Raw genomic sequence first — 22,451 nt, forward strand, 5'->3', positions numbered from 1 at the left:
GTTATTTTGACGGTTTCAGGTTTTGTACCTCTCTTTGTAATTCTTCAATTTTTTTACCTTGTTCTTGAACAGTTTGTAATAGGATGGGAATTAATTCATTATAATTAACAGATTTATAGCCATCATTATCGGTACTCACGATGTTTGGAAGTACTTTTTCCACTTCCTGAGCAACAAGACCATACTGAAGCTGGGCATTTCCACCTTTCTTTTTTCCGGTTTCATTCCAGAAATAAGAGACTGGTCTTAGCTTATTGATAATTTCGTGGGAAGATTGTAAGGCTATGATATTTTGCTTCAGCCTTTCATCAGAATTGTAATCTATAGCACTGGCCTTTACGGTTCCGGCAACATCCAGTTTAGCAGAGGCAGAAGGGGAGGTTCCAATCCCTACACTGCCAGTTCCGGAAAAGACAAGGTTTTTCCCATTAAGATCTACATTTCTGGAAGCTAAAGGGGTAGTGATAGAGCCATCTGCGGTATAAATATTAGAATTTACCCCCATACTTTCCCAATCAGTTCCATTCCAGAAATAATAACCCGGTTGCGTAATTTTTGAAACTTTTGCAGTGGGAGAAATTGGTCTGGCAGTGGCATAAATCATCAGCGATTCGGTTCCGGGCTGGATGCTTGCTGTCATCGTTTGAATCTGATCTCCGGTAAGTCTGGGAATCATAAGACCTTCAGCCTGTGAACTGCCATCTGTTTTAGCGGTGATGTCTAAGGTAGCTTTAGGATCTGGAGTGTTCATCCCGATTCTGCCTCCGGTTTGGGAGTACATCAATGAGCTGATGGTGATGCTTCCAACAAGGCACAGTCTGAACATTGCAGAATGAGTTTTCTGCACAAAAGTAGAGTTTTGCATAGTTTTTTAATTTTTTTTAGTTGGGTATATTTATTTCTTCCTTAGTGTGAGGGATGAAGTATATTTTTAATAATAGTTTTGGAGGTTTCAATGAGTTCGTTTGACCGATAGAGCTGGCTGGTAAGTATAGAGCTTTCAAAGAGGAGATAAGCATGTGCTGCTACTGCTTCATTCTTAATTTCATCATTGAAGAATATTCTCAGCTTATTTTTATGATAGCGGAGAACAGAATGAATTTCCTCTTTATCAGAAGGTATTTCAGATAAGATATTCCAAAAGCTGCAGCCTCTGAAATCCTCTTTTTCATTCATATAGATTAGGAAATCAAAAGACTTAAGGATCTTTTCTTCAGGAGTAGAAGTACTGGAGATGAATTTTTCCAATTCAGATACCCAATAATCATATCTTATGTTGAGAAATTCAATACACAGCTCATCTTTTGACTTGAAATGCTGATAAAAGCTAGCCTTTGAAACCTTGGCTTCTTCAATAATCTGATTAATGCCGGTACTGTTAAAACCTTGTTGATGAAACAGAAGCAAGGTCGTGTTTAATATTCTTTCGCGAGGTCGAGACATTCGTTGATAATTTTCACAAATGTAATTAAAAAATGAACAGACTGGTATGTTTGTTAAAAAAACATATGTTTTACTTTATTATTGATGTTAAAATGATAAAATTCAGCCATGAAATTTCAATGCTGTTCCACTTATCCAGATTTAAATGGGATATTTTAAATTCAATAGATGATAGAATTCATAGGTGTTCTACCCATCAAATAATTGTATGATCCTGAAGATTAGAAATAGGAGAATTATTATACAAACTCCATTGTATAATAAAGTTGTATAAGAAAAAACAGTAGGGTAAAGAACCATACTACATAAGGATGATAACGGAAATTTTCCTTCAGAATATGATGAAGAGCTTTGAATAATTTTATCAGCCCAATGATTGCTATAACAAAAAATATAATGAAAACAATAAAAAAGGTGTAATCCCTGGATCTATAATTGCCAGAGCTTGCGAGCTTGTCAAGATGATCCAGATAAGATTGTACATTTACGGTCTGCCCAAGGAACATCGCTGAAAAAATCAGGATAAAAATAGGAGTAGAAGTATAAACGGTAGTATAGATAAAAGAAAAAAGTAAGGTACGGAAAGCTGCAGTATTCACTTTTTCTTTTTTATACCATAACAATACAACACTGAATACTACTGCTGTAAAATTGTTTGTCAGGAAAATAAATAAGGCTTTTTCTAACATGCTCAATCCCTTAATCTTCGAAAGAAAATTCTGCTCTCCGCCATAATCCATTAGAAGAACAGAAACAATCACTGAGGTATATACCGAAAGCTTAATAGGCGACAGATAATCATGAAAGCGTTCTGTTTCTTCCTTTTCCATTTCATGAATGGGCAGGTAATAGCAGCGGCGGGAGTCCTGAAACAATTTAAAAATAGTTACCGGCACCAGCAGTATCTCAATAATAATCTGAATACATAGCTTTTCAAAGCTATCAATTAATTTTTCGAACATATACAGGCATTAAGGGAACGGGTTCACGATGCAATTTAATCATTTTTAAATTGCATACCATATAAAACCAGTGAAGTAGATGTAATTTATTTCGGAAGTCCCTTTTTCAAAGCTATATTCGCTCTTTCAACAGCTTTTCTTTCCTTCCAGTCCATATATCTTTTTTTATACCTTCCTTTCATGAAGTTGTCAAAATTTCTTTGAACAGCAAGATTCCATAGAGAATGTGCTTTTACAGCCCAGCTTTTATCCCATGCACGAAGAGAAAGAGAGAATGAACCATCCAGATATTTCATCCAGTGCCACCAACCGGTTGGCATGAACAGGGTATCCCCATGCTCAAGATAACATTCAATACCTTCAATACCGTCAAGGGCCGGGAATTTTTCAAAATCAGGATTGGCAATATCATAGTCTTCCAGGGCATATGTTGCATAAGGAAGCTTATACAAACGGGTTTTCCACTTATATTCGAAGAGAAGAACATGTTTTCTTCCGTTGAAATGAGTATGGAAGATATGTGGCATATCAATATCATAATGAAGGAACGTTACCGAACCTTTACCACCGAAGAACATACTCGGATATTTATCTAAAAATCCACCCATCAGATTCTTGGGCGGGATATAATCATCCAACAATTTAGGAGCAAACTTAATGGGATCAAAAAAGAAAATTCTAAGATCTGTAGGTTCTCTTTGAATCAGGTCAACGTATTCACCAAATGGCATTTTGGTTGTGGGAGTGTTGATGGGAGCTGCAGGATCAGCCTTAGCGCTGTCGTATAAAGGAACAACAACATCACCAACTACTTCTTTCATATACTCCATGGTCCATTTCTGATATGCAGGCCAATTTCTTGCCATGTTTTTGATTACCACTGGCTTGCGAGGCTTCAGATATTTTTCACGGAAATCTTCTTGTGAAATGTCATCTACAATATCAATTGGTTTAAGGAGTATGCCCATTCGTTTTAAATTATCCTGCTAAATTATTAATAATTTATGATAGTAAGTGAAAATAATTTCGTTTATCTGGAATTAATATAAATAAATAAAATAACAGGATCAGGTATTTTTTTGTAACGTCTTTATTGATAGAGTTATTTGTCTGTTTTTTGTGTAAATATATTCAATTCCAAGAAAAAATATTAGGGTATGATGAGATCATTATTTAAAGCTTTATGAAAGCGAATAAGTAAAGCTGTTTATGCAATAATAAAAGAGAGTGCAAGAAATTCTGGATCTTGTGGAATTTATGAAATATTGATCTTAAATTAGACCTTGGTAATTTGAAATATAATTGAATGATGAGAAAAATATAATAAAGCCTTTTATTTTCAACATAATACTGCTGTCTGTATTAGCATGTGTTTTAGGGCTTACAGACAGTGCTTTCCAGCAGGTTTATCCTTCTCATACTATTTTATCTTATGGAATTAACTCTCTGAAATACTTTCTGTTTTGGGTACTCCCTTATTGGTGGTTCATTATCATAGTAGGTGCTGTAGTATTGACTTTTTTATATGCGGTATTTAGAAAGATAAAGAGTAATTTTGAATGAGAAATATTAAAATATGCATTTGGAGAAAGGAAAGGTATACATTATAAACGATATCAATTCTGGAAAATTAGCTCATATGAAAGATGATGTTAAAAATCATTTTGATACGTACACATTCTTGAATTTTCCGGATAAGAATTCTTTAAAAATAACTAACTGTTATAAAAAATTAAAGAATCACATTATTGAAGAGGCAAAAAGAGAAATCAGCCATATCATTGAAGAAGATTTTGGGCTAGAAGATGCTGAAAATTCTGAAAAAGCGATGATTATTTCATACCTCTTATTAAAAGAATATGATGTTCTTGCAGTGAATACGGCAGGGATGTCATTTTACTCGATAGATTATTTTAAAGAAAAGTTCACGAAAATAACAGTTTTTTTAGATCGGATATTAATATTATATAGCGATAAATGATAGTTAAAGGTTTATTATCTCAAAAGTGGTTCTACATTGTAATGATAGGTCTGTTGATCATTTTTATTCAGAATAGTAAGTTGATCCTGCATATGCACTTTACAATCAATGTGCTGCTATTCATGATTCCTTTTCTCTCCATATTTTTTTATTTATTATTAAAGGGCAGAAAAGATAAAACATACAGTTTAAAGGAAAACTTGATTGATGCCGGAGGAATTGCATTTTTTATATTGTTTATTCTGAAAATAATGATCAACTTTTATATTAAAAGCTATTCAGAAGATCAAAAGATACTAATAATGAGGCTTCCTGTTAGTAATTTGACTTCAGGCAGACAGGATCTTATCTACTTTGAGTTTGAAGGAGAGAAATACAGCCTGAGGTATTCTAACCGAGATTTGGAAAAGCAGGATGTTATTAATAATTATAATATAGAATTAAGCTATAGCCCTTCAGTTTTTGATACCTATGTTGTTAAGAATTATAGGATTGTACACAAATAGATTTTTATGATTTTCCCTACGTTGAATAGACGTATAGTAGTGCCAAAAATTATTGTGATGATTATAAGGAGATATTGGAAATAAATAAGAATGTATAAGTTTATTAAGAAACATGAGCTTGAAGCTTCCGTCATAGAAAGGAACTAGGTTGAAGCTCAAACTATGGAGAAGTATTGGATAGCAGCTACTTTTCTTAGTAGTTTTAAGAAAAAAAAAATAATGCAAGAAGAAGTATATCTATTTATTGGAAATGAAGCTAAATTTCCATCCGGTGTTTTTACAACTATAGAAAATGCAAAACAATGGATCGAAAAATATTCTTTAAGCGGAATAGTAAACAAATATCCTTTAGATGAAGGACTTTATGACTGGGCGATAAAAAAAGATTTTTTTACAGCTAAAAATGAGCATCAGAAAGGGGCAAAGTTTATTCAAAGATTTACAAGTGCATCAATGGATCATTGGCATTTTGAAAATGGTCAACAGGTATAACCGAATATAATGTTTTGCATCACAATCCCAATTCTTATATTTGATGTATGAAAAAAGTACGTCTGTTAGCATTATTTTTAGTTGTTTTCAATACAGGTTACCATGCACAAATGAAATCTTTGCCCAAGATTGAATCTGGGGTTTCGTATGAGCTGGCTCAGTTTAGAAAAAGTACATTAAGTGAGATTAAATATGAACTCAGTCTGAAAATTCCTGAAAACAAGTCGGAAAGGATTTCCGGAGCTGAAGTTCTTCGTTTTCAATATAAAAAACAAAACGAATCTCCTTTGCTGATTGATTTTAAAGAAGATCCTTCATCACTTTTATCCGTATCAGTGAACGGGCAGGTGATAAAACAGGTATTGGAAAATGAACATGTGGTTATTGATGCCCAATACTTAAAATCAGGATCCAATCAGATTAACTTTAATTTTTTAGCAGGAAATGGTGCGCTGAACAGACGTGACGGATACCTATATGCTCTATTTGTACCGGATCGTGCCAGAACCATGTTTCCATGTTTTGACCAGCCTAATCTGAAGGCTAATTATTCTCTAACGTTAACTATTCCTGAAAAATGGAGTGCAATATCCAATGGGAAACTGAATGATACCACTGTAGAACAAGGACAAAAGACGTTGAAGTTCAATCAGTCAGACCTGATTCCTACCTATCTGTTTTCTTTTGCGGCCGGAGATTTTAAAAATCATACGGAGAAAATCAGTCAGCAGGATTCCAGAATCCTATACCGTGAAACCGATACTGCAAAAATTAAGAACAGCATGGACTCTATTTTCACGCTGTATCGTAATTCTCTTGCTTATTATGAAAAATGGACAGGCATCAAACATCCTTTCCAAAAGCACGGAATGGCGGCTATTCCGGATTTCCAATTCGGGGGAATGGAACACCCTGGTACTATATTATTTCAAAATTCTACGTTATTTTTAGATAAAAATGCGACACAAAACCAGCTGAATAACCGTTCCAATTTAATTGCCCATGAAGTAGCTCATCTTTGGTTTGGAGATCTGGTAACAATGGATTGGTTTAACGATGTTTGGATGAAAGAAGTTTTTGCCAATTTTATGGCAGATAAAAGTACCGGAGCATCTTCAGATAGAAGTATTTATGATCTGAAATTTTTAACTACTCATTTCCCTGCAGCTTATTCTGTAGACCGTACATTGGGAGCGAATCCTATCCGTCAGATTTTGGATAATCTGCAGAACGCAGGAATGATGTATGGCCCAATTATTTATAACAAAGCTCCGATTATGATGCGACAGCTGGAATTATTGATCGGAGAGGAGGATTTCAAAAAAGGAGTAAGTGAATACCTTACAAAATATGAATATAATAATGCAAGTTGGCCGGATCTTATTGCTATCCTTGATAAGCATACCCCAAAAGATCTGCAAAGCTGGAATAAAGTATGGGTGAATGACCCCGGGAGACCTACTATTGATTATAATGTAAAATATAAAGGTGACAAAATAGAACGATTTACCATTGTTCAAAAGCCGGAATATGGAAAAGAACAAAAATTGTGGCCGCAGGAATTTGAAATCAGCCTTTTTTATGCCGACAAAATTGAAAAAGTAAAGGTAAAACTGGATGGTAAGCAACAGGAAATTTCAGAATTAAAAGGAAAAGCAAAACCTCTGTTTATCTTACAAAATTCCTCTGGAATAGGATATGGAGTATTTAAAACAGACAGAACAGTCATATCAAACTTTGCTTTGATAAAAGATCCTATCAACCGTGCCAGCGCCTATATTTCGTTATATGAAAATATGTTGAACAGTTCCGGAGTTGAAACGCAGGAAGTATTGAGTTTCTTTACAGAACAGCTCCCTAAAGAAACTACAGAACTGAATCTTCGTTTGATTACAGGTTATATTTCTTCTATGTACTGGAATTTCCTATCTGAAAATACCAGACTGAAGGAATCCGGAAATTTGGAAGACAGGCTATGGAAAGCATTACAGGTGCAGACGGCAAAAAATAACAAAAAGATTATATTTGATGGTTACCAGAGTATTTTCCAGTCTAAACAGGCATATGATAATCTGTACACGATCTGGAAGTCTCAGACGCCACCACAAGGAGTATCACTTAATGATGAAGACTTCACCAACCTTGCTCTTGCGCTGTCATTAAGAAATTCAAATAATAACGAATTGTTGCAGGAACAGCTGACAAGAATTAAAAATCCGGATCGGGTAAATCGTTTTAAAATTATTATGCAGGCTGCTTCATCAGATCAGAAAGTGCGTGACGACTTCTTCCAGGGATTGATGCAAAAATCAAACAGAGCTAATGAATCCGCTGTTGGTTCAGCATTGGGCTATCTGCATCATCCATTAAGACAAAAGACTTCTATCCACTATCTTCCTAAATCTTTGGAGATTTTACAGGAAATTCAGAAAACCGGAGATATATTTTTCCCGGATAACTGGCTTCGTTCTACGTTCAGCAGCTATCAGGATCCAAAAGCTCTTGAAGTGGTGAATCAGTTTCTTCTGAAAAACCCTGATTATAATGCTATTTTGAAAAATAAAATTCTACAGGCTACAGATAACTTGAGAAGAGCTCAGGAATTAATAAAGAAATAGAAACGTATTCATTAAGAGAAAAACAAGATGAAGTATTATGCAGATGTAAATAATGATTACTTAGCAAAATATCTTGATTCCGGGATATTGGACCAATTTACAAGTTCATGGTTCTTTTATGAAAAAAATGAAGAATTCAGGCTTGAAGAATTATTGGATGCAGAAGGAAATGTTTTCTCTTTTTTATGGGAATACTCAGATGATTCTTTGTTAGAAAAGATAGATCAGTGGAAGAGAGCCTTGAAAAGAAATCATATTGAGTTTTCTTCAGATGTGAAAATCCGTCACCAAGACTACTTATTTTCAGAAAAGAAAGTGTATCTAGATATCGTTAAAACTGATTTTAAAGGCGCTGATGAAGCATTTAATGACTTTTCTGCATTTAATATTGCCAGAAATTTAACCCAGTTTATTGTTGATGAAAACATGCAGATAGATGATCTGAATTTAAGTTTTCTTGACGTTGATGATCCTTCAATCCGATTTACAAACTGTATAAAAATGACAGATTCCAAATGGCTACGAGCCATTGTTCTAAATGGATATCATCACAGAGGAGATCTGATAAAAGTATTCATTCACAAAAAGGATGATCGTTTCTTACCTGAAGAGAATCAACTTAAGTATGAGGTTTTTGAAAATATATATGTAGCCAATTCTCTTTGCTGGAAGTAGTTTTTTGTATTTAATGTATAATACTGCTTGGGAGCAAAGTCCTCCCATTTTTCAAAAAATGGTTATCTTCGGCTTCATAAAAAAAATGATATGCAAGTATATGAAGGGATTTCTGTGGGGTTGTATCTGTTATTAATGATAGGTATAGGCATATATTCTTATAGAAAATCAACAAACAACTCGGAAGAGTTTTTAATTGGAGGAAGAAAAATGGGACCTGCTGTTACAGCATTGTCTGCAGGGGCTGCGGATATGAGTGGCTGGCTGCTGATGGGAGTTCCGGGAGCAATGTATCTCTCCGGTATTTCCAGCTCTTGGATTGCGATAGGGCTAACACTTGGAGCATTTCTTAATTACATTATTGTGGCACCAAGGCTAAGGATTTATACTGAAGTCGCCCAAAACGCCATTACATTGCCCGTATTTTTTGAAAACAGGTTTAAAAATAAAAACCATCTTTTGAAGATTACTTCTTCTATCTTTATTTTGGTATTTTTTACCCTGTACACCTCAGCAGGAATGGTATCCGGTGGAAAACTTTTCGAATCAGCTTTCGGAATGGATTATACTGTAGGATTACTATTGACAAGCTTAGTTGTAGTTTTATACACCTTTTTAGGCGGATTTCTGGCAGTAAGTCTTACGGATTTTGTACAGGGAACCATTATGGTGTTGGCATTGGTTATAGTGCCTATTGTAGCCATTATTCAGATTGGAGGTGTAGGAGAGACTTTATCACTAATTGAGGCTAAAGATCCAAAATATCTGGATTTATTCAGAGGAACGACTACTGTGAGTATTATGTCTTTACTGGCGTGGGGATTAGGATACTGTGGTCAGCCACATATTCTGGTTCGTTTTATGGCTATTGATAAGCCAAAAGATCTGGTGAAAGCAAGAAGAATTGGGATTACATGGATGATCTTTACCGTTGCAGGAGCTTTAGCTATTGGTTTGGTAGGAATTGCTTATCTGCAAAAGTTCGATATAGAAACTATGATGAAATTCGATGGATCAAAGACAGAAGCAGAAACTATTTTTATTTACTTCTCCCGTATTTTATTCCATCCGTTTATTGCAGGATTCCTATTGACGGCGATTTTGGCAGCAGTAATGAGTACCATTTCTTCGCAGTTATTGGTAACATCAAGTTCATTAACAGAAGATATTTATAAAGCTTTCCTGAATAAAAAAGCAACACCAAAACAGCTTTTAATGGCGAGCAGAATTTCTGTTTTATTGGTCGCAGTAATTGCCGGGCTTTTATCATTAGATCCAAAAGACAGTATTCTTAACCTGGTAGGAAATGCTTGGGCTGGTTTCGGTTCCGCATTCGGACCATTGATTCTTTTGTCTCTTTTGTGGAAGAAAACAACATGGCAGGGAGGTTTCGCTGGAATGTTGGTAGGTGGAGTTACGGTGCTGGCATGGGTATACCTTCAGCATCCATTGAAAGACTGGTATGAAATCATTCCGGGATTCATCCTTTCTTTAATAACTAATATCATTGTTTCTCTAGTAACCTATAAACCTGATACAGTTATTGAAAGTGAATTTAATGAGGTTAAAAAAATTATGCAGGAGCCATAATGATAACCATAATCTAATATAAAAAACAAACCCTTGCCAATAAGCGAGGGTTTTGTGTTTTTTATGAGGTAGGAAGCTGGGAGCTGGAAGAGGGAAGTTATTAAAGTCTTGGAAGTAAAGGTGATCTTCTTATTTTATGCAGAGGATTTAATTTGTTTACTTTCATGAATTATAGGCAGAAGAGTAACTTCCAGCCTCCCGCTTCCCGCTTTCTTATTCTATGATACAACTTGACTTTTTGCACTGTACTTTGTAAACTCTTCACGGTCATGATATCCGAAGACTTCTACTTCCGGATGCTCTTGCATCAGGGTTTTTATTTTCTCCATAGATTCAAGGCGTTTGGTGTTATCATCGGCTCTGGCTTCAGCCAACTGACCTGCTGGATTTTGTTTGTCTTCAAGTTCTGCTCTCAGATAATAGGCATCTCCAATGTAAAAGAACCATTTTTCTTCCCATTCTAGAGCAATTCCGCAGTGTCCTAGCGTATGTCCAAACAGCGGAATGAGATAAATTGGGGTTTTCAGGGAAGTATTCACTTTTCTGGCTTCAAATCCAAACCATTGTTCATCAGCTATTCCATATTCTTTAATGGAAGGGTTATGATCTAAATGACTTTCAATATACCGTGGATTATCACTGTAGAAATTGATAAGTTCTTCTGCGGAAACATGTACGGTGGCATCAGGAAAATCGGCAAGTCCTCCGGTATGGTCGGCATCCAGGTGGCTCAAAATACAATCTTTTACATGGGTCGGGTTTAATCCCAATTTCCGGATTTGATGAAAGGCTGTAACCTCCATGTCAAATTGAAACCCTGCAAGCTCAATTAATTCATTACCAATCCTTTCGTTTGGGTGTTCCACATCCTTTATTCCCACTCCGGTATCTATCAGCAGCAGATTGTCATCCTCTTCAATCAACAGGCAATGTCCAATGACATCATCATTCATAGGGATGGCTATTCTCACACAGTTGAGGTGATGTATTCTCTTCATATTTTCATGGATATTTTAAGGTTAGAATTTCATTGACAAATTACAAATTATAAGTAGAATATCCTTTTCAGTTTCTGATGAATACGGTGTCTTTTAGCTGTATTGATGGTCTATTGTGAAAAGGTTCCGGGATTTTGAAGGGAATTTAATTATCTTTAAATAATCATAAGTTAAAATGAAAAAGAATATACTCCCTATTTGTTTTTCTCGGATAAAAGTCTCAACTTTCAGCTCTTTACAACCAATCAGAATAAATTGTATCTGATAAAGCGTATTCGATAAACTTTATAAGATATCAGTAGACCTTTTTGAAAGCGTAACAATAAAAAAGTATTATGCCTCAGTTTTTCCACGATAAAAGATTGTATTATACCCCAATTGAATTTGCTTTAAGCCATATTGGCGGAACCTGGAAGATGCCTATATTGTGGAGATTACAGGAAAAACCACTTCGTTTCAGTGAGCTGAAAAAGGATATTCCTCATATCACAGACAAAATGCTGGCCAGCCAACTTCGGGAGCTGGAAAGTAGGGAAATGATTCATCGTGAAGTCTTTCCTGTTGTTCCTCCAAAAGTAGAATATAGCCTTACTGAAAAAGGGAAAAAAGCAATTCCTGTTATTGAAACCATTATGACGTATGGATATGATCTGATCCAGGATGCGGGAATTACCTTTCCACCCAAGGAATAGCTGATGCTTCATTTTTCATTTTCATAAAAATAAATTAACTTTACAGATATTCCTTGTAGATTCACTATTTCTTAGAGTTTCTATCGGAATTGTACCCTTATTCCGGAAATATTCTGGGTTTATATATCCTTTTTCGGACATTCTTCTATACCTGACTTTACAATCTCAGTATTCTTTCCTATTTACCAATGTAAGCAGAAATGACTTTTCTGATGTAATTTTCTCAATACAATCCTGAAAAATTATGTAATCCCATTAAAAATTGAAAATGAATAATAACAATACAAATCAAAAACTCTATATCCTTACCGGAGGTCCTGGAGCTGGCAAAACCACTTTGCTTAACGGGTTAAATGATATTGGATTCATAACTGTAGCAGAAGAAGGGCGAAGAATTATTAAAGAACAGCTTAGTTCCCATGGAAATGGGCTGCCATGGATTGATAAAGGCCTTTTTGCAAAATTGATGTTTGATTCTTCTATAAAAAGCTTCCAAAAAATAGTCCGGATTTCTGGGAATGATCCTGTTTTTTTTGATCGTGGAATATTAGATACGATTGGCTATCTCAAGTTAGAAAAGCTTCCTGTTCCTGAAGAAATGGACATAACAGCCCGTGAAATGATGTATAACAAAAATGTTTTTATCCTTCCGCCCTGGAAAGAAATCTATGAAAATGATCCTGAAAGAAAGCAAACTCTGGAAGTGGCTGAACATACCTTTGAATGTATCTATGAAACCTATCTGGAATATGGTTATCACGTTATTGAAGTTCCAAAAGTAACCGTAGAACAACGAATTAGATTTATTCTTGATCATATTGAAAGAATGCAATAAAATACAAATTTTACAAGGCTATTTTTTGTAATTTTAAAAGACTTATATCTGTCAAAAAAATAGTAAAACAATGGCTTATCCATTTGAAAAAGAATTAATAGATCTTGCAGAATATGATCTTGCGGTAAGAGAAAGATTGTCTGCTGAAGGAAAGTTAGCAAGAGGGTACCACCCGGAAATGGAAGCTGTGCATAAAAGCAATGCCCAAAGGCTTCGGGAAATCATAAGTGAAATAGGATTTCCAACGATCTCTAAGGTCGGTCAAAAAGCAAGTGATGCTGCATGGCTTATCATTCAGCATTCTATTGGTGAGCCTAAATTTATGAAGGAATGCTACAGGATGATGATGGAAAACAGTCATGACATTAATCCAAAAAATAGGGCATATCTCCATGATCGCATCCATGTTTTTCAGGGCAAACCTCAAAAATATGGAACTCAGCTTATTGCCGGTGGAATTCCTTTTCCAGTGGAAGACAAAGAAAACCTGAACAGAGAAAGGGAAGAAGTCAATTTACTTCCATTATCAGAAAAAGAAATTAATCAAATTCCAGATCTGGAAGAAATTCCTGAAATAGACAGCAGAGATCAGGAATATATCTCTTGGAGAAAGAAAGTGGGATGGATGTAAGGTTCAATGTTCAAAGTTTGGGTTAAGATGATGATTTGAGTATTTTTGATTACTCATTACTCATTACTCATCGGTCTATATCCTAAAAAAACGGACCGAAGCCCGTTCTATTGCATATTTGAGATCACACTCTGGGTTCGAAATCTATAATTATAATTTTCTCAACCAGTTTTGTTTATTTGAAGAGGCTTGAAATAAGTAGCCCCGCCAGATATAATCCAATACCATACATAAGATGTGCTTGAAGACTCCGCAGTCTGGCAATGGTAGGGTTAGGGAGTTTAGAAGCCGCAATACCAAAACCAAAAGCAGGCTGCATCATGAACCATGGAGCTATGGTGGTGGCAAGGCCAATAAATACAGGTGGAAAAGCCGTAGGATGCACTAGCCAGTCTTCACCCCAAATGAAAAGTAATAGATAAGCGAATACAATCCCGATGGAGTAGTGAGCTATCCATCCGATAGCTTTTTCTCCCTCAATAGGAGTGGCCTGTATAATATTAGGATGGCTGAAAGTTCCATCTTTGAAATGTCCGATCCAACGTCCTAAAATACGATAGTCGAGGGATGGGATATTCCAGAATTTCTTGATGAGAAGAGCGTACACATCCATAAAGATAGTCGCTCCTACACCAAGTAACACAGCATCAATTAACACATTCATTTTTATTCAGATTTATTTTAAACTGATTAGTTTGTCTTCTAATACTGATTCCGAAAGCACTCCAGAGCTGCGCCAAACCTCTACATTGTTTTTTAACACCACAAATGTAGGAACAGATCTGATCCCGTATTTAACGGCTAGTTCCTGTTGTTCATCCACATCCACCTGATGTACATTCAACCAGTCTTCCAGTTTTACTTTTAATGTATTCACTACGGGCATCATCATTTTGCATGGATGGCACCATTCAGCATAAAACTGAAAAAGCATCAATGAATCAATTTCCTGTACGTTCTGATTTCTCTCTGTCATTGTTATAAAATTTATTGATACAAAATTAGAGTTGCCTTATGCAGTTTTGCTGACACAAATCAGGGTGAAAATGGTACAAATCAAAGATTTTTAAGAGAGGGAAGCTGGGAGCGGGAGGCTTGAAGTTACTAGAGTATTTTATAACGGGTTGTATTTATTGATTGTAAATGATTTATATTTTTAACCTGTTATTTTTCGCATTAGCATTTCTAGAGGACCCTGTTTGAATTTTTTGCCCCAAATCTTACTGAAATACATACTGAGAAGAAAAAATACTACAGAGTACAGCAGAATATAAAGAGGTTCCAGCATATTTTTTCCATCCATCACTTCCGAATAGTTTTTCCCCTGAAATAAAGCCAGTACAATAAGTCCGATGCTTAAATGAGATACATAATGAGTAAGCGTCATCTGCCCGGTTCTTGCCAGATCTATCGCCCATGATTTTTCAGAAATGTATTGACTGATCACCATAAAACCTGTAATAAGCATCATTCCAAACCCAATTGTATTCAGGAGAAAAGGCAAAACAGGCGGAATATAATCTGCATAGATGAATTCGCGGGTTTCTGTACTCAGATTCATAAAACTACTTCCATAGCGAATTCCTTCAACAAGGAGATATAAAATAAGACCTGTAATGAAGATCTTTTTTTGAGTCTGCTTCAAGTTCCAGTCAAGTCGTCCCAGATAAAGCCCGATTGCAAAATAAGCAAACCATGGAAATATAGGATTCCAGCCATTGTAAAATGTATTTCTGATAAATCCGGAAATTGTCCAGAAATCCGAATATTCAAGAGTCACCAGATCCCATCCGGTTTCAAACGGAATCATCAGCAGCAAAAGATGAAATATCACCATAACAATTGCAGCAGCAATCAGATAATACTTTTTATCCATAAATACCAGCAACGCACCTATACTCATATAACCACCATAAAGATGGAGAATATCCGCAGGCCACCACAAACAAAATAACATCCCGAATATAAAAAGGAAGGCTGCTCTTTTAAGGATGGTATAACGGAGCCTTTTCCTGTCTTCCGGAGTATACTCCGGAAGCCTGTTGGTCATCAGTGCTACACCCATTCCTGCAAGGATCACAAATACAGTGCTGGAATGTCCGCTGAAAAGAACCAAAAACTTTCCAAGAAGAGAAGAATCGTCATGACTCCCGAATACCATATTAAAATTGACAATAAACATCCCGAAAATAGCATACGCCCGGGCCAGATCAAATCCGATGATTCTTTTTTTCATACTGCATGATAATTTGCAGCAAAAATCAAGATTAAGGTTGGGGATTCCTTTGATAAAAGTCAAAAAATAAGGGAAGGTTGGGAAGGTATTGAGGTTTATGAATCTATGATTAGCTTCAATTAATTCAAAAGATGTACATAGGTATCAAACCTATATAGAACTTCCAGCCTCCCGCTCCCAGCTTCCATCTCATTCACTTTTTCGCCCGGATTCTGCTCAGTGTTTCCAAAGAAATTCCGAGATAAGAAGCAATATGGGTAAGTTTAAGGTGATGAAAATATTCCGGAGATTTTTTCAGAAGTTCTTCATATCGCTCTGTTGCATTCAGGGCATGGAAGTTAAAAAGTCTGTCCTCCAGCCAGATGATGTATAATTCTGTCAGAAGAATATCATATTCCATTAATAAAGAAAACTTTTGTTTTGCGATTTCAAAGGCTTTATAATCTACCGATTCTACCATTACATCACTAAGACATTCAATAACCTCTTTACTGGGATTCTGATTGATGTAGCTTTTAAAGGAAATGGCAATATCATCTTTAAAGAAAAACTCTGTAGTGAGTTCCTTTTTATCAGCGTAAGTAAATTTTCGGGCAACCCCATCAAGAATGAGATGGCTTTTTCTGCATACTTCTCCTTGATTTAAAAGAATATCTCCTTTTTTAAGCTTTTCTGTAATGGTTATTCTGTCAAGAGCTTCAAGTGTTTCTTTGTCAAATCGGGAAATAAGAGCCTGAATTTTTTCAATATGTTCTGTCATAGTAGTAAGCGTTCCCCAGTTATAATTTCTCGATAGATTCAGGTGAAATAAAATTCCATTTGGCAAATAAGCTCAAATTCAGTTTTTTAGCCAGTGCAACAGATGCTGTATTATCCAGCTGACAGCGGTATTGTGGTTCATAACCCTCTTCTAATGCTGCTTTTGAAATAATCGCGACAGCCTGTTTAGCATATCCTTTTCCTCTGAACTGATCTAATGTAATAACACCTATATCAGATAATTGAGTATCCTGCCAAGGGTACATACTTGTTGCAGCAACCAGTTGATTATTTTCGAAAATTCCATATACTTTCCAATGATCAAGTTCTACAAAAGCGCCATCCAGATCTTCTTCCGTAGATAAAGATTCAAACATAGAAAAATGTTCAGCATCATCTTCTGTTAAAGGACGGGTGTTCTCCGATGAACCAAGATTTAGAATGTTGGCTTTCTCCTCTTCAGGGAAATAAAAAATATAGTCTGCTCCGTATAGAAAGATTTCTTTATCCTTTAAAGTATTGACAAATTTTTCAAAATCAAGAGCAGTAAGATTGGTATTTTTGAAATAACGGGCCGCTTTTGAATTGATAGTTGCCCAACTGATTCCGGATGGAAATTCCAGGGTCATAATCTGGCTGTCTTCCTCCAGATCATCATTCAAAAATAAAATGAAAGTAGAATTGTTGCAGAGAATTTCTCCCTGAAACTGATCTTTCCAGTATTCCTGAACAATGGGAGAGGTGATTTTGCTGGTGTGCATTCTGTTTAATTGGATTAATGTTTATGGTTTTTACGGTATTGAAGTGGGGTAATACCGGTTTGTTTTTTAAAAAAGCGTCCAAAGTAGGAATCATCCGTAAAGTTAAGCTCCATGGCAATCATAGATACGGTATCCGTGGTTTGGATAAGTCTTGACTTGGCTTCCTGGATCAGCTGCTTCTGAATAAAATGACTGGCAGGAAATCCGGAAACCTCTTTTATCACATCGTTAAGGTGGTTGGGATGTACATGCAGAAGTTCAGCATAGTCTGAAACCTGCTTTTTATCCATAAAATGCTGGTTGATTAGTAATTGAAACTGTGCTGCCAGCTGGTCTTTCCTGGATAAAGAGAAGGCATCGGGAGAGGTTTGTTTATTGTAAATACGTTCTGCTTCCAAAAGGATAACATTCAGAAACATGCGGGTTAGAAGATCATCATTGAAGGTGGTTTTTTGACATTTTTCGCTGTTTAATTTCCAGAAAAGATGCTCCATCATTTGGGTTTCCCTTTCTGAAAGCTTGATGAACGGTTCCTGATTGACCTGAAAGAAAGGAAACTGATTGAGCTTAATCTGATGTTTAATACACAGCAAAAAATAATCGGCATCAAACATGCAGAAAATTCCTTTCACATCATTGCTCCATCGCTCCACGGCATGAAGCTGATTTTCTCCGATGAAATAAAGGGTTCCAGGTAAGAAGTGATAGAGATTATGGCCAATATTTTCCTCTATTTCTCCTTCTGTAAGCAGGATAACGCTGTAAAACTTCCGCCTTGTCTGTTTTCCTTCTATAGGTTTTTGTCCTTTTTTAAGTTCTTCCAGTTTAGCGATTTCCAGAAAGCCGCTTCCATGGGTATACGTAATATTACTACATTCTTCGCAGAAGGAAGCAGGGGCATCATTCAGATAAAAATCTTTAAAATCCTGTTCATTTTTTAGTTCCCTGATCTCAGATTGTTTCATATTCAATTATTAGTTTTCCTGGAAGGTTCAGTTGCCCTAAAGATAGGTATACATCCCGGTTTTTGTATAGTAAAAGCATCTATAAATTCCATAGAAAGTTTGAATAAGGCCGCCATTCCTCAGGAATGGCGGCCTTATTATATACTATTTGAAAAACAATTACTGCTCGTTCAGCAATGATCTTGGATCAAATACTACTTTTAAAGAATGGATCTTGCCATCCGTAATCTGATACCATCCTGAAGCCTCTATGGTTTTATTTCCCATATCAATCATATACCAGAACGAAACATCTTCCCCTGCGGTGAAGGTTTTCATAATCTGATACTTAAATTTCATCTGCCTCATGTCTTTCATATACACTGAGGCTCCCTCTCTTGTTCCCAGGACACCTAGAAATTTAAACTCAGGATCAAGGCAGCTTTCTGCTTTGTCGAAATCTTCCTCATTTAAATACTGAATAAACTGTTCTGCGACATTTTGGATTGTATTGTTCATAATATTGTTTTATATAAGCAAAATTAAAGGATCAGGAGCGATCTTCTTTGTGATGATCGTCACAAAATAATTGTAAATCTAATTTTTTTCAACATTCATAATCACAATAGGAGGACGGTGGATATGTTGTTCAAAATCAGGCCGAAGTTGTAAAAGTTCTTGAGCAGGGCTTGGCTCTTCCAGGTTTTTTAAGATAAAACCAGCTTTTAATAGGGCATTGACAATCGTACTTAATTGATGATGATATTTTTCTACATTTTTTACAAACCAGTCCTGTTTTCGGAGGGTCTCTTCAGAATAATGGTTGATTGGCCAATATTTTTCACCATTCAACTCTTGCCAAGGCTTTAATGCGGCTGTGCAAATGGGATGTTCCATCGAAAATAAAAATTGTCCGCCAGCGTTTAATCCATCATATATTTTTTGAAAAAGAGTATCCAGATTTTCAATATAGTGTAAGGTCATTGAACTTATAACAAGATCAAATCTGTTGATACCAAAATCAAAATCTTCCAGTGCTGAACATACCCATTCTACAATAGAAGATGAAGTTCTGCTTTGGGCTTCATTCAGCATTTTCTGTGAAATATCCAATCCTGTAATTTGTTTTGGATTTTGTTTCAATAACTCCCGAACCTGATGGCCCAGACCACATCCCATATCCAGAATGGTTTTATCCTTAATAGGCTGCATTAATCTCTTTATTACCGGTTGCTCCAATAAATCATTCAATCCTTTGTCTCCGTCACGGAGGGCTTTATATCCGCTGAAAAACTCTGGGTTGTCATAAATATTCTGCTTCATAGTATGATCTTAAAATTATTGTGATAAAAAATTATCTTTATTACGTTTTATAAAGTTTTTCTGTAATAGTATTTTTCAAAACCTTTGGGAAAATCATGCTCAGTTCCTATTTTCTCAAAACCCAGTTTTTCATAGAACTCAGGAGCCTGAAAACTGAATGTATTTAATGCAACATACTCACAGTTTCTTACCCTGGCTTCCTCTATGGCTGCATGAACCAATTGCCTTCCCAACCCTCTGTTTTTGTACTCTTCAGAAACAGCCAATTTTTGGATTTCCAAAGTACCCCAGATGGAACGGCCATACAAACCTCCTACTACCTGTTTGTTGTCATTGATTATGATTTCCAAAGGCTTGTTGATGCTATCAATTTCTTTGGTGTGTTTTAGATTATGCTTGTAAAGAAGCTCAGATACTACATCATAATATTCTTCTGTAATCTTGTCTTTCTGGGTTAGTTTCATAGATAAATAGTAATGTAATGACTTTAGATTAAGTCGGATGGATTAAAATTCCGTTTAAATTACAAAAAAGTCTGTGACAGAAGCTTGAAAAATTGCAATTAAAATGTATGAATGTATAAAAAGAATGATCATCGATAAAATTTTTACATGTAAATAACAAAACCCTGCATTTCTCTGAAGTACAGGGCTTTTTAATAAAGTGTTCTGAATTTAAATATACTTGAGGATATCATCAACTAAATGATCAATTTCATTAATGTTATCGTTAACACATTGCTCTGTAGTATTGGTTTTGATACCGTTTTCCAATTTGGATTTTAAGCCTAGGATAGGGAAATACATAAAAAAAGGAATTTTTGAAACGATATGGGGATCTAATCCTTTATGGTTTGAATTATATTTCTAAAGATAGTTAATTTTGTAATTTTAATGAATAATCTATTGCAATTCAGTGTTTTAATGGGTGTTTTTTTAGCGTAGCCAATTCAAGTTAAATATGTAAATTTGGCCATTACACCTGTAACTATGAATATGAGAATACTTTATAACCGATTAAACTGGATCTTAATCCCTTCATTTATTATCATTTGCAGTTGTTCAAAAGAAAAAAAAGAACTTTCCCAAACTAAAAATGAAGCTGTTTCTGCAAAAGCAAATACAAATGACTCTGTAGAAGTTTTACATACAGTTGTTGACACAAAAAAGGATCCTGCTGATTTTGTTCCAAAAGGGTATAAAATTTTTGAAAAATCCTATGGTGATCTCAATAAAGATGGATTGGAAGACTGTATGCTCATCATCAAAAAAATAGATGCTGCTAATATTGTAAACCATGAATCCCGAGGGAAGCTGGATATGAACCGTCGTGGTATTATAGTACTTTTTAAAAATCAGAATGGTTATCAGCTGGCTGCTGAAAATGACAGTTGTTTTTCCTCTGAAAATGAAGATGGAGGCGTTTATTATTCTCCGGAACTTCTTGTAGAAGCTGAAAAAGGAAACCTGATTGTTCATTATGCCCATGGGAGATATGGATATTGGCGGTATATATTCAGGTATCAGAATGCTGGCTTTGAACTGATTGGATATGATGAAAGTTCCAATAATGGGCCATTGGTAAACAGTGCAACCAGTATCAATTTTTCAACAAAAAAGAAACGGAAAGATACCAATACCAATGAGGAAGCAGTAGGCGGAGACGAAATATTCGAAACCACCTGGACCAATATCAAAATTACCAAATTGCTTACCCTTACGGAAATCAAGGATTTTGACGAACTGGAAATGTCATATTAAATCTGATATCTGAAATTAATGCAATTCACAACCATACATAAGTTAAAAATTAGACTTTTGTCATTCTGAGAGCAGCGAAGAATCTCTTTAAATTATTTTACGGCAAGCAGAGTAATTCTGTCCCGAGCATAGGAGATCTGTTCTTTTTCCTTTTCCTGATCCGGATTGTTCTTAAGGTACAAATGATAGTAGGTTACAGCATTTTTAGGCTGTTTCAGATTAAGATCATATAAAAGGCCTAAACGATAATAAATAATATTGCTGGCGCCAAAGGTTAGTCCTCTTTTATAAGCTGTTACTGCATCATTGTACTGGTTTTTAGCTTCGTAAATTCCTGCCAGCGCAGCATAATAAAGAGTGGTGTGGTCTGAAATGGCTTCATCAATTGTTTTCTGGGCGTAGATTGCAGCCCTATTATAATCTTTCAGTTCGCGATAACTTAATGCCATGTAATATAGTGTTCCTTCATTCTGCATTCCCAGATCTTCCAACACTTTATAAAGCTCAACGCAGCGCTGGTAATTTTTTACATAGAAATAAGCTTGCCCCATTTCATTCATGACATTAGCATCCGCATGAACTTTTAATAACTTCTCACCAGTTTCAATAACCTCGTGATATTTACCCAAACGGTTGGAGATAGGGAGTTGGGTCTGTTGCAATGTAAAGTTTTCCGGATCGGCAGCGATGGCTGTTTTCAAAACATCATAAGCTGGCTGAAACTGCTTGAGACCATTGTAAACCATGGCCAGATCATAGGCAATATCAGGATCAGTAGCATTCAAACTGTTGGCTTTTTTAAGGTATTCAAGTTTGGTTTCAGGAGTATCCGTATAAGCTGCCATTTGTTTGTAAGCAGTGAAGTTTTGGCTGTCTAGCTGAATAATCTGTTGAAGATACGTTTTGGCATTCGTAATATTTCCTCTTCTGGAATTGATATTGGCCAGACTGAAAAGAACAGGAATACTGTTGGGTTGAAGGGTATTCACTTTTGTATAGCTTTTTTCTGCATCCGGAAGTTTCCCGGCCATCATTTGGCAATAAGCGATTTGCGTCAATGCTTTTATATCCTGTGTATCAGCAGGATAAATACTTTGTAGATACTGGGCAGCATCTGCATACCGTTGATTCTCATAATATTCAAGCAGCTTCTCTGTATCAATTTTCGGGGTCTGGGCCATTACCGTTTTGAAACTTAGGCCAATAAGAAGGATAGAAAGCCATATTTTCATCATTATTAATTTT

Annotated in this window: 25 protein-coding genes; 10 read left to right on the forward strand and 15 right to left on the reverse strand. The window is 35.7% G+C overall.

The genetic code is table 11. The features are described 5' to 3' along the window. Position 1 precedes the first annotated feature (1 nt). From BLS98_RS03690 to BLS98_RS03705, 4 genes are all read right to left on the reverse strand, one after another. Positions 2 to 865, reverse strand: a complete 864-nt coding sequence (locus BLS98_RS03690; RefSeq protein WP_089733697.1) for a tail fiber domain-containing protein — start codon at positions 863 to 865, stop codon at positions 2 to 4. 41 nt (positions 866 to 906) lie between these two features. Then, positions 907 to 1,443 carry a TetR/AcrR family transcriptional regulator gene (locus BLS98_RS03695; RefSeq protein ID WP_089733699.1) on the reverse strand — a complete coding sequence of 179 codons (537 nt, stop codon included), beginning with the start codon at positions 1,441 to 1,443 and terminating at the stop codon, positions 907 to 909. Positions 1,444 to 1,682: 239 nt separating this feature from the next. Then, positions 1,683 to 2,405, reverse strand: a complete 723-nt coding sequence (locus tag BLS98_RS03700; RefSeq protein ID WP_089733701.1) for a hypothetical protein — start codon at positions 2,403 to 2,405, stop codon at positions 1,683 to 1,685. Positions 2,406 to 2,491: 86 nt separating this feature from the next. After that, on the reverse strand, positions 2,492 to 3,373 hold the full coding sequence (locus BLS98_RS03705; RefSeq protein ID WP_089733703.1) for a cupin-like domain-containing protein: 882 nt from the start codon (positions 3,371 to 3,373) through the stop codon (positions 2,492 to 2,494). Between the two features lie 614 nt (positions 3,374 to 3,987). Here BLS98_RS03705 and BLS98_RS03715 point away from each other — a divergent pair. The 6 genes from BLS98_RS03715 to putP all read left to right on the forward strand — a co-directional run bounded on the left by BLS98_RS03715 (position 3,988) and on the right by putP (position 10,267). Beyond that, complete coding sequence (locus tag BLS98_RS03715) at positions 3,988 to 4,386, forward strand: hypothetical protein (protein ID WP_139166072.1); 399 nt, start codon at positions 3,988 to 3,990, stop codon at positions 4,384 to 4,386. A 302-nt stretch (positions 4,387 to 4,688) separates the two neighbouring features. Continuing rightward, positions 4,689 to 4,892: a hypothetical protein gene (locus tag BLS98_RS23015; protein WP_139166073.1), complete on the forward strand. Its 204-nt coding sequence runs from the start codon at positions 4,689 to 4,691 to the stop codon at positions 4,890 to 4,892. A gap of 162 nt (positions 4,893 to 5,054) precedes the next feature. After that, on the forward strand, positions 5,055 to 5,384 hold the full coding sequence (locus BLS98_RS03725) for a DUF7710 domain-containing protein (protein ID WP_089733712.1): 330 nt from the start codon (positions 5,055 to 5,057) through the stop codon (positions 5,382 to 5,384). Positions 5,385 to 5,431: 47 nt separating this feature from the next. Further along, positions 5,432 to 8,002, forward strand: coding sequence for a M1 family aminopeptidase (locus BLS98_RS03730; protein WP_089733714.1), 2,571 nt, complete (start codon positions 5,432 to 5,434; stop codon positions 8,000 to 8,002). Between the two features lie 27 nt (positions 8,003 to 8,029). Then, positions 8,030 to 8,677, forward strand: coding sequence for a hypothetical protein (locus BLS98_RS03735; protein ID WP_089733716.1), 648 nt, complete (start codon positions 8,030 to 8,032; stop codon positions 8,675 to 8,677). 90 nt (positions 8,678 to 8,767) lie between these two features. Then, positions 8,768 to 10,267: a sodium/proline symporter PutP gene (putP, locus tag BLS98_RS03740; RefSeq protein WP_089734429.1), complete on the forward strand. Its 1,500-nt coding sequence runs from the start codon at positions 8,768 to 8,770 to the stop codon at positions 10,265 to 10,267. A gap of 218 nt (positions 10,268 to 10,485) precedes the next feature. On the opposite strand, the gene BLS98_RS03745 is transcribed toward putP, so the two are convergent. Continuing rightward, positions 10,486 to 11,265, reverse strand: a complete 780-nt coding sequence (locus BLS98_RS03745; protein ID WP_089733718.1) for an MBL fold metallo-hydrolase — start codon at positions 11,263 to 11,265, stop codon at positions 10,486 to 10,488. Positions 11,266 to 11,600: 335 nt separating this feature from the next. On the opposite strand from BLS98_RS03745, the gene BLS98_RS03750 reads away from it, so the two are divergent. The 3 genes from BLS98_RS03750 to BLS98_RS03760 all read left to right on the forward strand — a co-directional run bounded on the left by BLS98_RS03750 (position 11,601) and on the right by BLS98_RS03760 (position 13,423). Further along, the gene (locus BLS98_RS03750) at positions 11,601 to 11,957 is read left to right on the forward strand and encodes a winged helix-turn-helix transcriptional regulator (protein WP_089733720.1); all 357 of its coding nucleotides are present in this window, start codon (positions 11,601 to 11,603) and stop codon (positions 11,955 to 11,957) included. Between the two features lie 268 nt (positions 11,958 to 12,225). Then, on the forward strand, positions 12,226 to 12,792 hold the full coding sequence (locus BLS98_RS03755) for an AAA family ATPase (RefSeq protein WP_089733721.1): 567 nt from the start codon (positions 12,226 to 12,228) through the stop codon (positions 12,790 to 12,792). Positions 12,793 to 12,862: 70 nt separating this feature from the next. Next, a complete protein-coding gene (locus BLS98_RS03760; protein ID WP_089733723.1) occupies positions 12,863 to 13,423 on the forward strand; it encodes a DUF6624 domain-containing protein in 561 nt (186 codons plus the stop codon). Positions 13,424 to 13,598: 175 nt separating this feature from the next. Here BLS98_RS03760 and BLS98_RS03765 read toward each other — a convergent pair whose 3' ends face one another. The 9 genes from BLS98_RS03765 to BLS98_RS03805 form a co-directional block, all read right to left on the reverse strand. After that, on the reverse strand, positions 13,599 to 14,087 hold the full coding sequence (locus BLS98_RS03765; RefSeq protein ID WP_089733725.1) for a DUF2938 domain-containing protein: 489 nt from the start codon (positions 14,085 to 14,087) through the stop codon (positions 13,599 to 13,601). 12 nt (positions 14,088 to 14,099) lie between these two features. Next, the gene (locus tag BLS98_RS03770; RefSeq protein ID WP_089733727.1) at positions 14,100 to 14,399 is read right to left on the reverse strand and encodes a thioredoxin family protein; all 300 of its coding nucleotides are present in this window, start codon (positions 14,397 to 14,399) and stop codon (positions 14,100 to 14,102) included. 180 nt (positions 14,400 to 14,579) lie between these two features. Beyond that, positions 14,580 to 15,659 (reverse strand): DUF418 domain-containing protein, encoded by a 1,080-nt coding sequence (locus BLS98_RS03775; protein ID WP_089733729.1) that lies wholly within the window; start codon positions 15,657 to 15,659, stop codon positions 14,580 to 14,582. A gap of 193 nt (positions 15,660 to 15,852) precedes the next feature. Beyond that, complete coding sequence (locus BLS98_RS03780; RefSeq protein WP_089734431.1) at positions 15,853 to 16,419, reverse strand: Crp/Fnr family transcriptional regulator; 567 nt, start codon at positions 16,417 to 16,419, stop codon at positions 15,853 to 15,855. A gap of 19 nt (positions 16,420 to 16,438) precedes the next feature. After that, entirely contained in the window at positions 16,439 to 17,179 is a 741-nt protein-coding gene (locus BLS98_RS03785; protein ID WP_089733731.1) for a GNAT family N-acetyltransferase, read from the reverse strand. Positions 17,180 to 17,193: 14 nt separating this feature from the next. Then, complete coding sequence (locus BLS98_RS03790; RefSeq protein ID WP_089733733.1) at positions 17,194 to 18,144, reverse strand: helix-turn-helix domain-containing protein; 951 nt, start codon at positions 18,142 to 18,144, stop codon at positions 17,194 to 17,196. 159 nt (positions 18,145 to 18,303) lie between these two features. Beyond that, a complete protein-coding gene (locus BLS98_RS03795) occupies positions 18,304 to 18,642 on the reverse strand; it encodes a nuclear transport factor 2 family protein (protein ID WP_089733735.1) in 339 nt (112 codons plus the stop codon). A 78-nt stretch (positions 18,643 to 18,720) separates the two neighbouring features. Beyond that, positions 18,721 to 19,446 (reverse strand): class I SAM-dependent methyltransferase, encoded by a 726-nt coding sequence (locus tag BLS98_RS03800; RefSeq protein ID WP_089733737.1) that lies wholly within the window; start codon positions 19,444 to 19,446, stop codon positions 18,721 to 18,723. 47 nt (positions 19,447 to 19,493) lie between these two features. Next, on the reverse strand, positions 19,494 to 19,910 hold the full coding sequence (locus tag BLS98_RS03805; protein WP_089733739.1) for a GNAT family N-acetyltransferase: 417 nt from the start codon (positions 19,908 to 19,910) through the stop codon (positions 19,494 to 19,496). A 531-nt stretch (positions 19,911 to 20,441) separates the two neighbouring features. Here BLS98_RS03805 and BLS98_RS03810 point away from each other — a divergent pair. Continuing rightward, a complete protein-coding gene (locus BLS98_RS03810) occupies positions 20,442 to 21,206 on the forward strand; it encodes a hypothetical protein (RefSeq protein WP_181575107.1) in 765 nt (254 codons plus the stop codon). Positions 21,207 to 21,298: 92 nt separating this feature from the next. Here the strand turns inward: BLS98_RS03810 and BLS98_RS03815 are convergent, their stop codons facing one another. Next, the gene (locus BLS98_RS03815) at positions 21,299 to 22,441 is read right to left on the reverse strand and encodes a tetratricopeptide repeat protein (protein WP_111994802.1); all 1,143 of its coding nucleotides are present in this window, start codon (positions 22,439 to 22,441) and stop codon (positions 21,299 to 21,301) included. Between the last annotated feature and the right edge of the window lie 10 nt (positions 22,442 to 22,451).

It is taken from the genome of Chryseobacterium jejuense (assembly GCF_900100075.1).
In the GTDB taxonomy this organism is placed as follows: Bacteria; Bacteroidota; Bacteroidia; order Flavobacteriales; family Weeksellaceae; genus Chryseobacterium; species Chryseobacterium jejuense.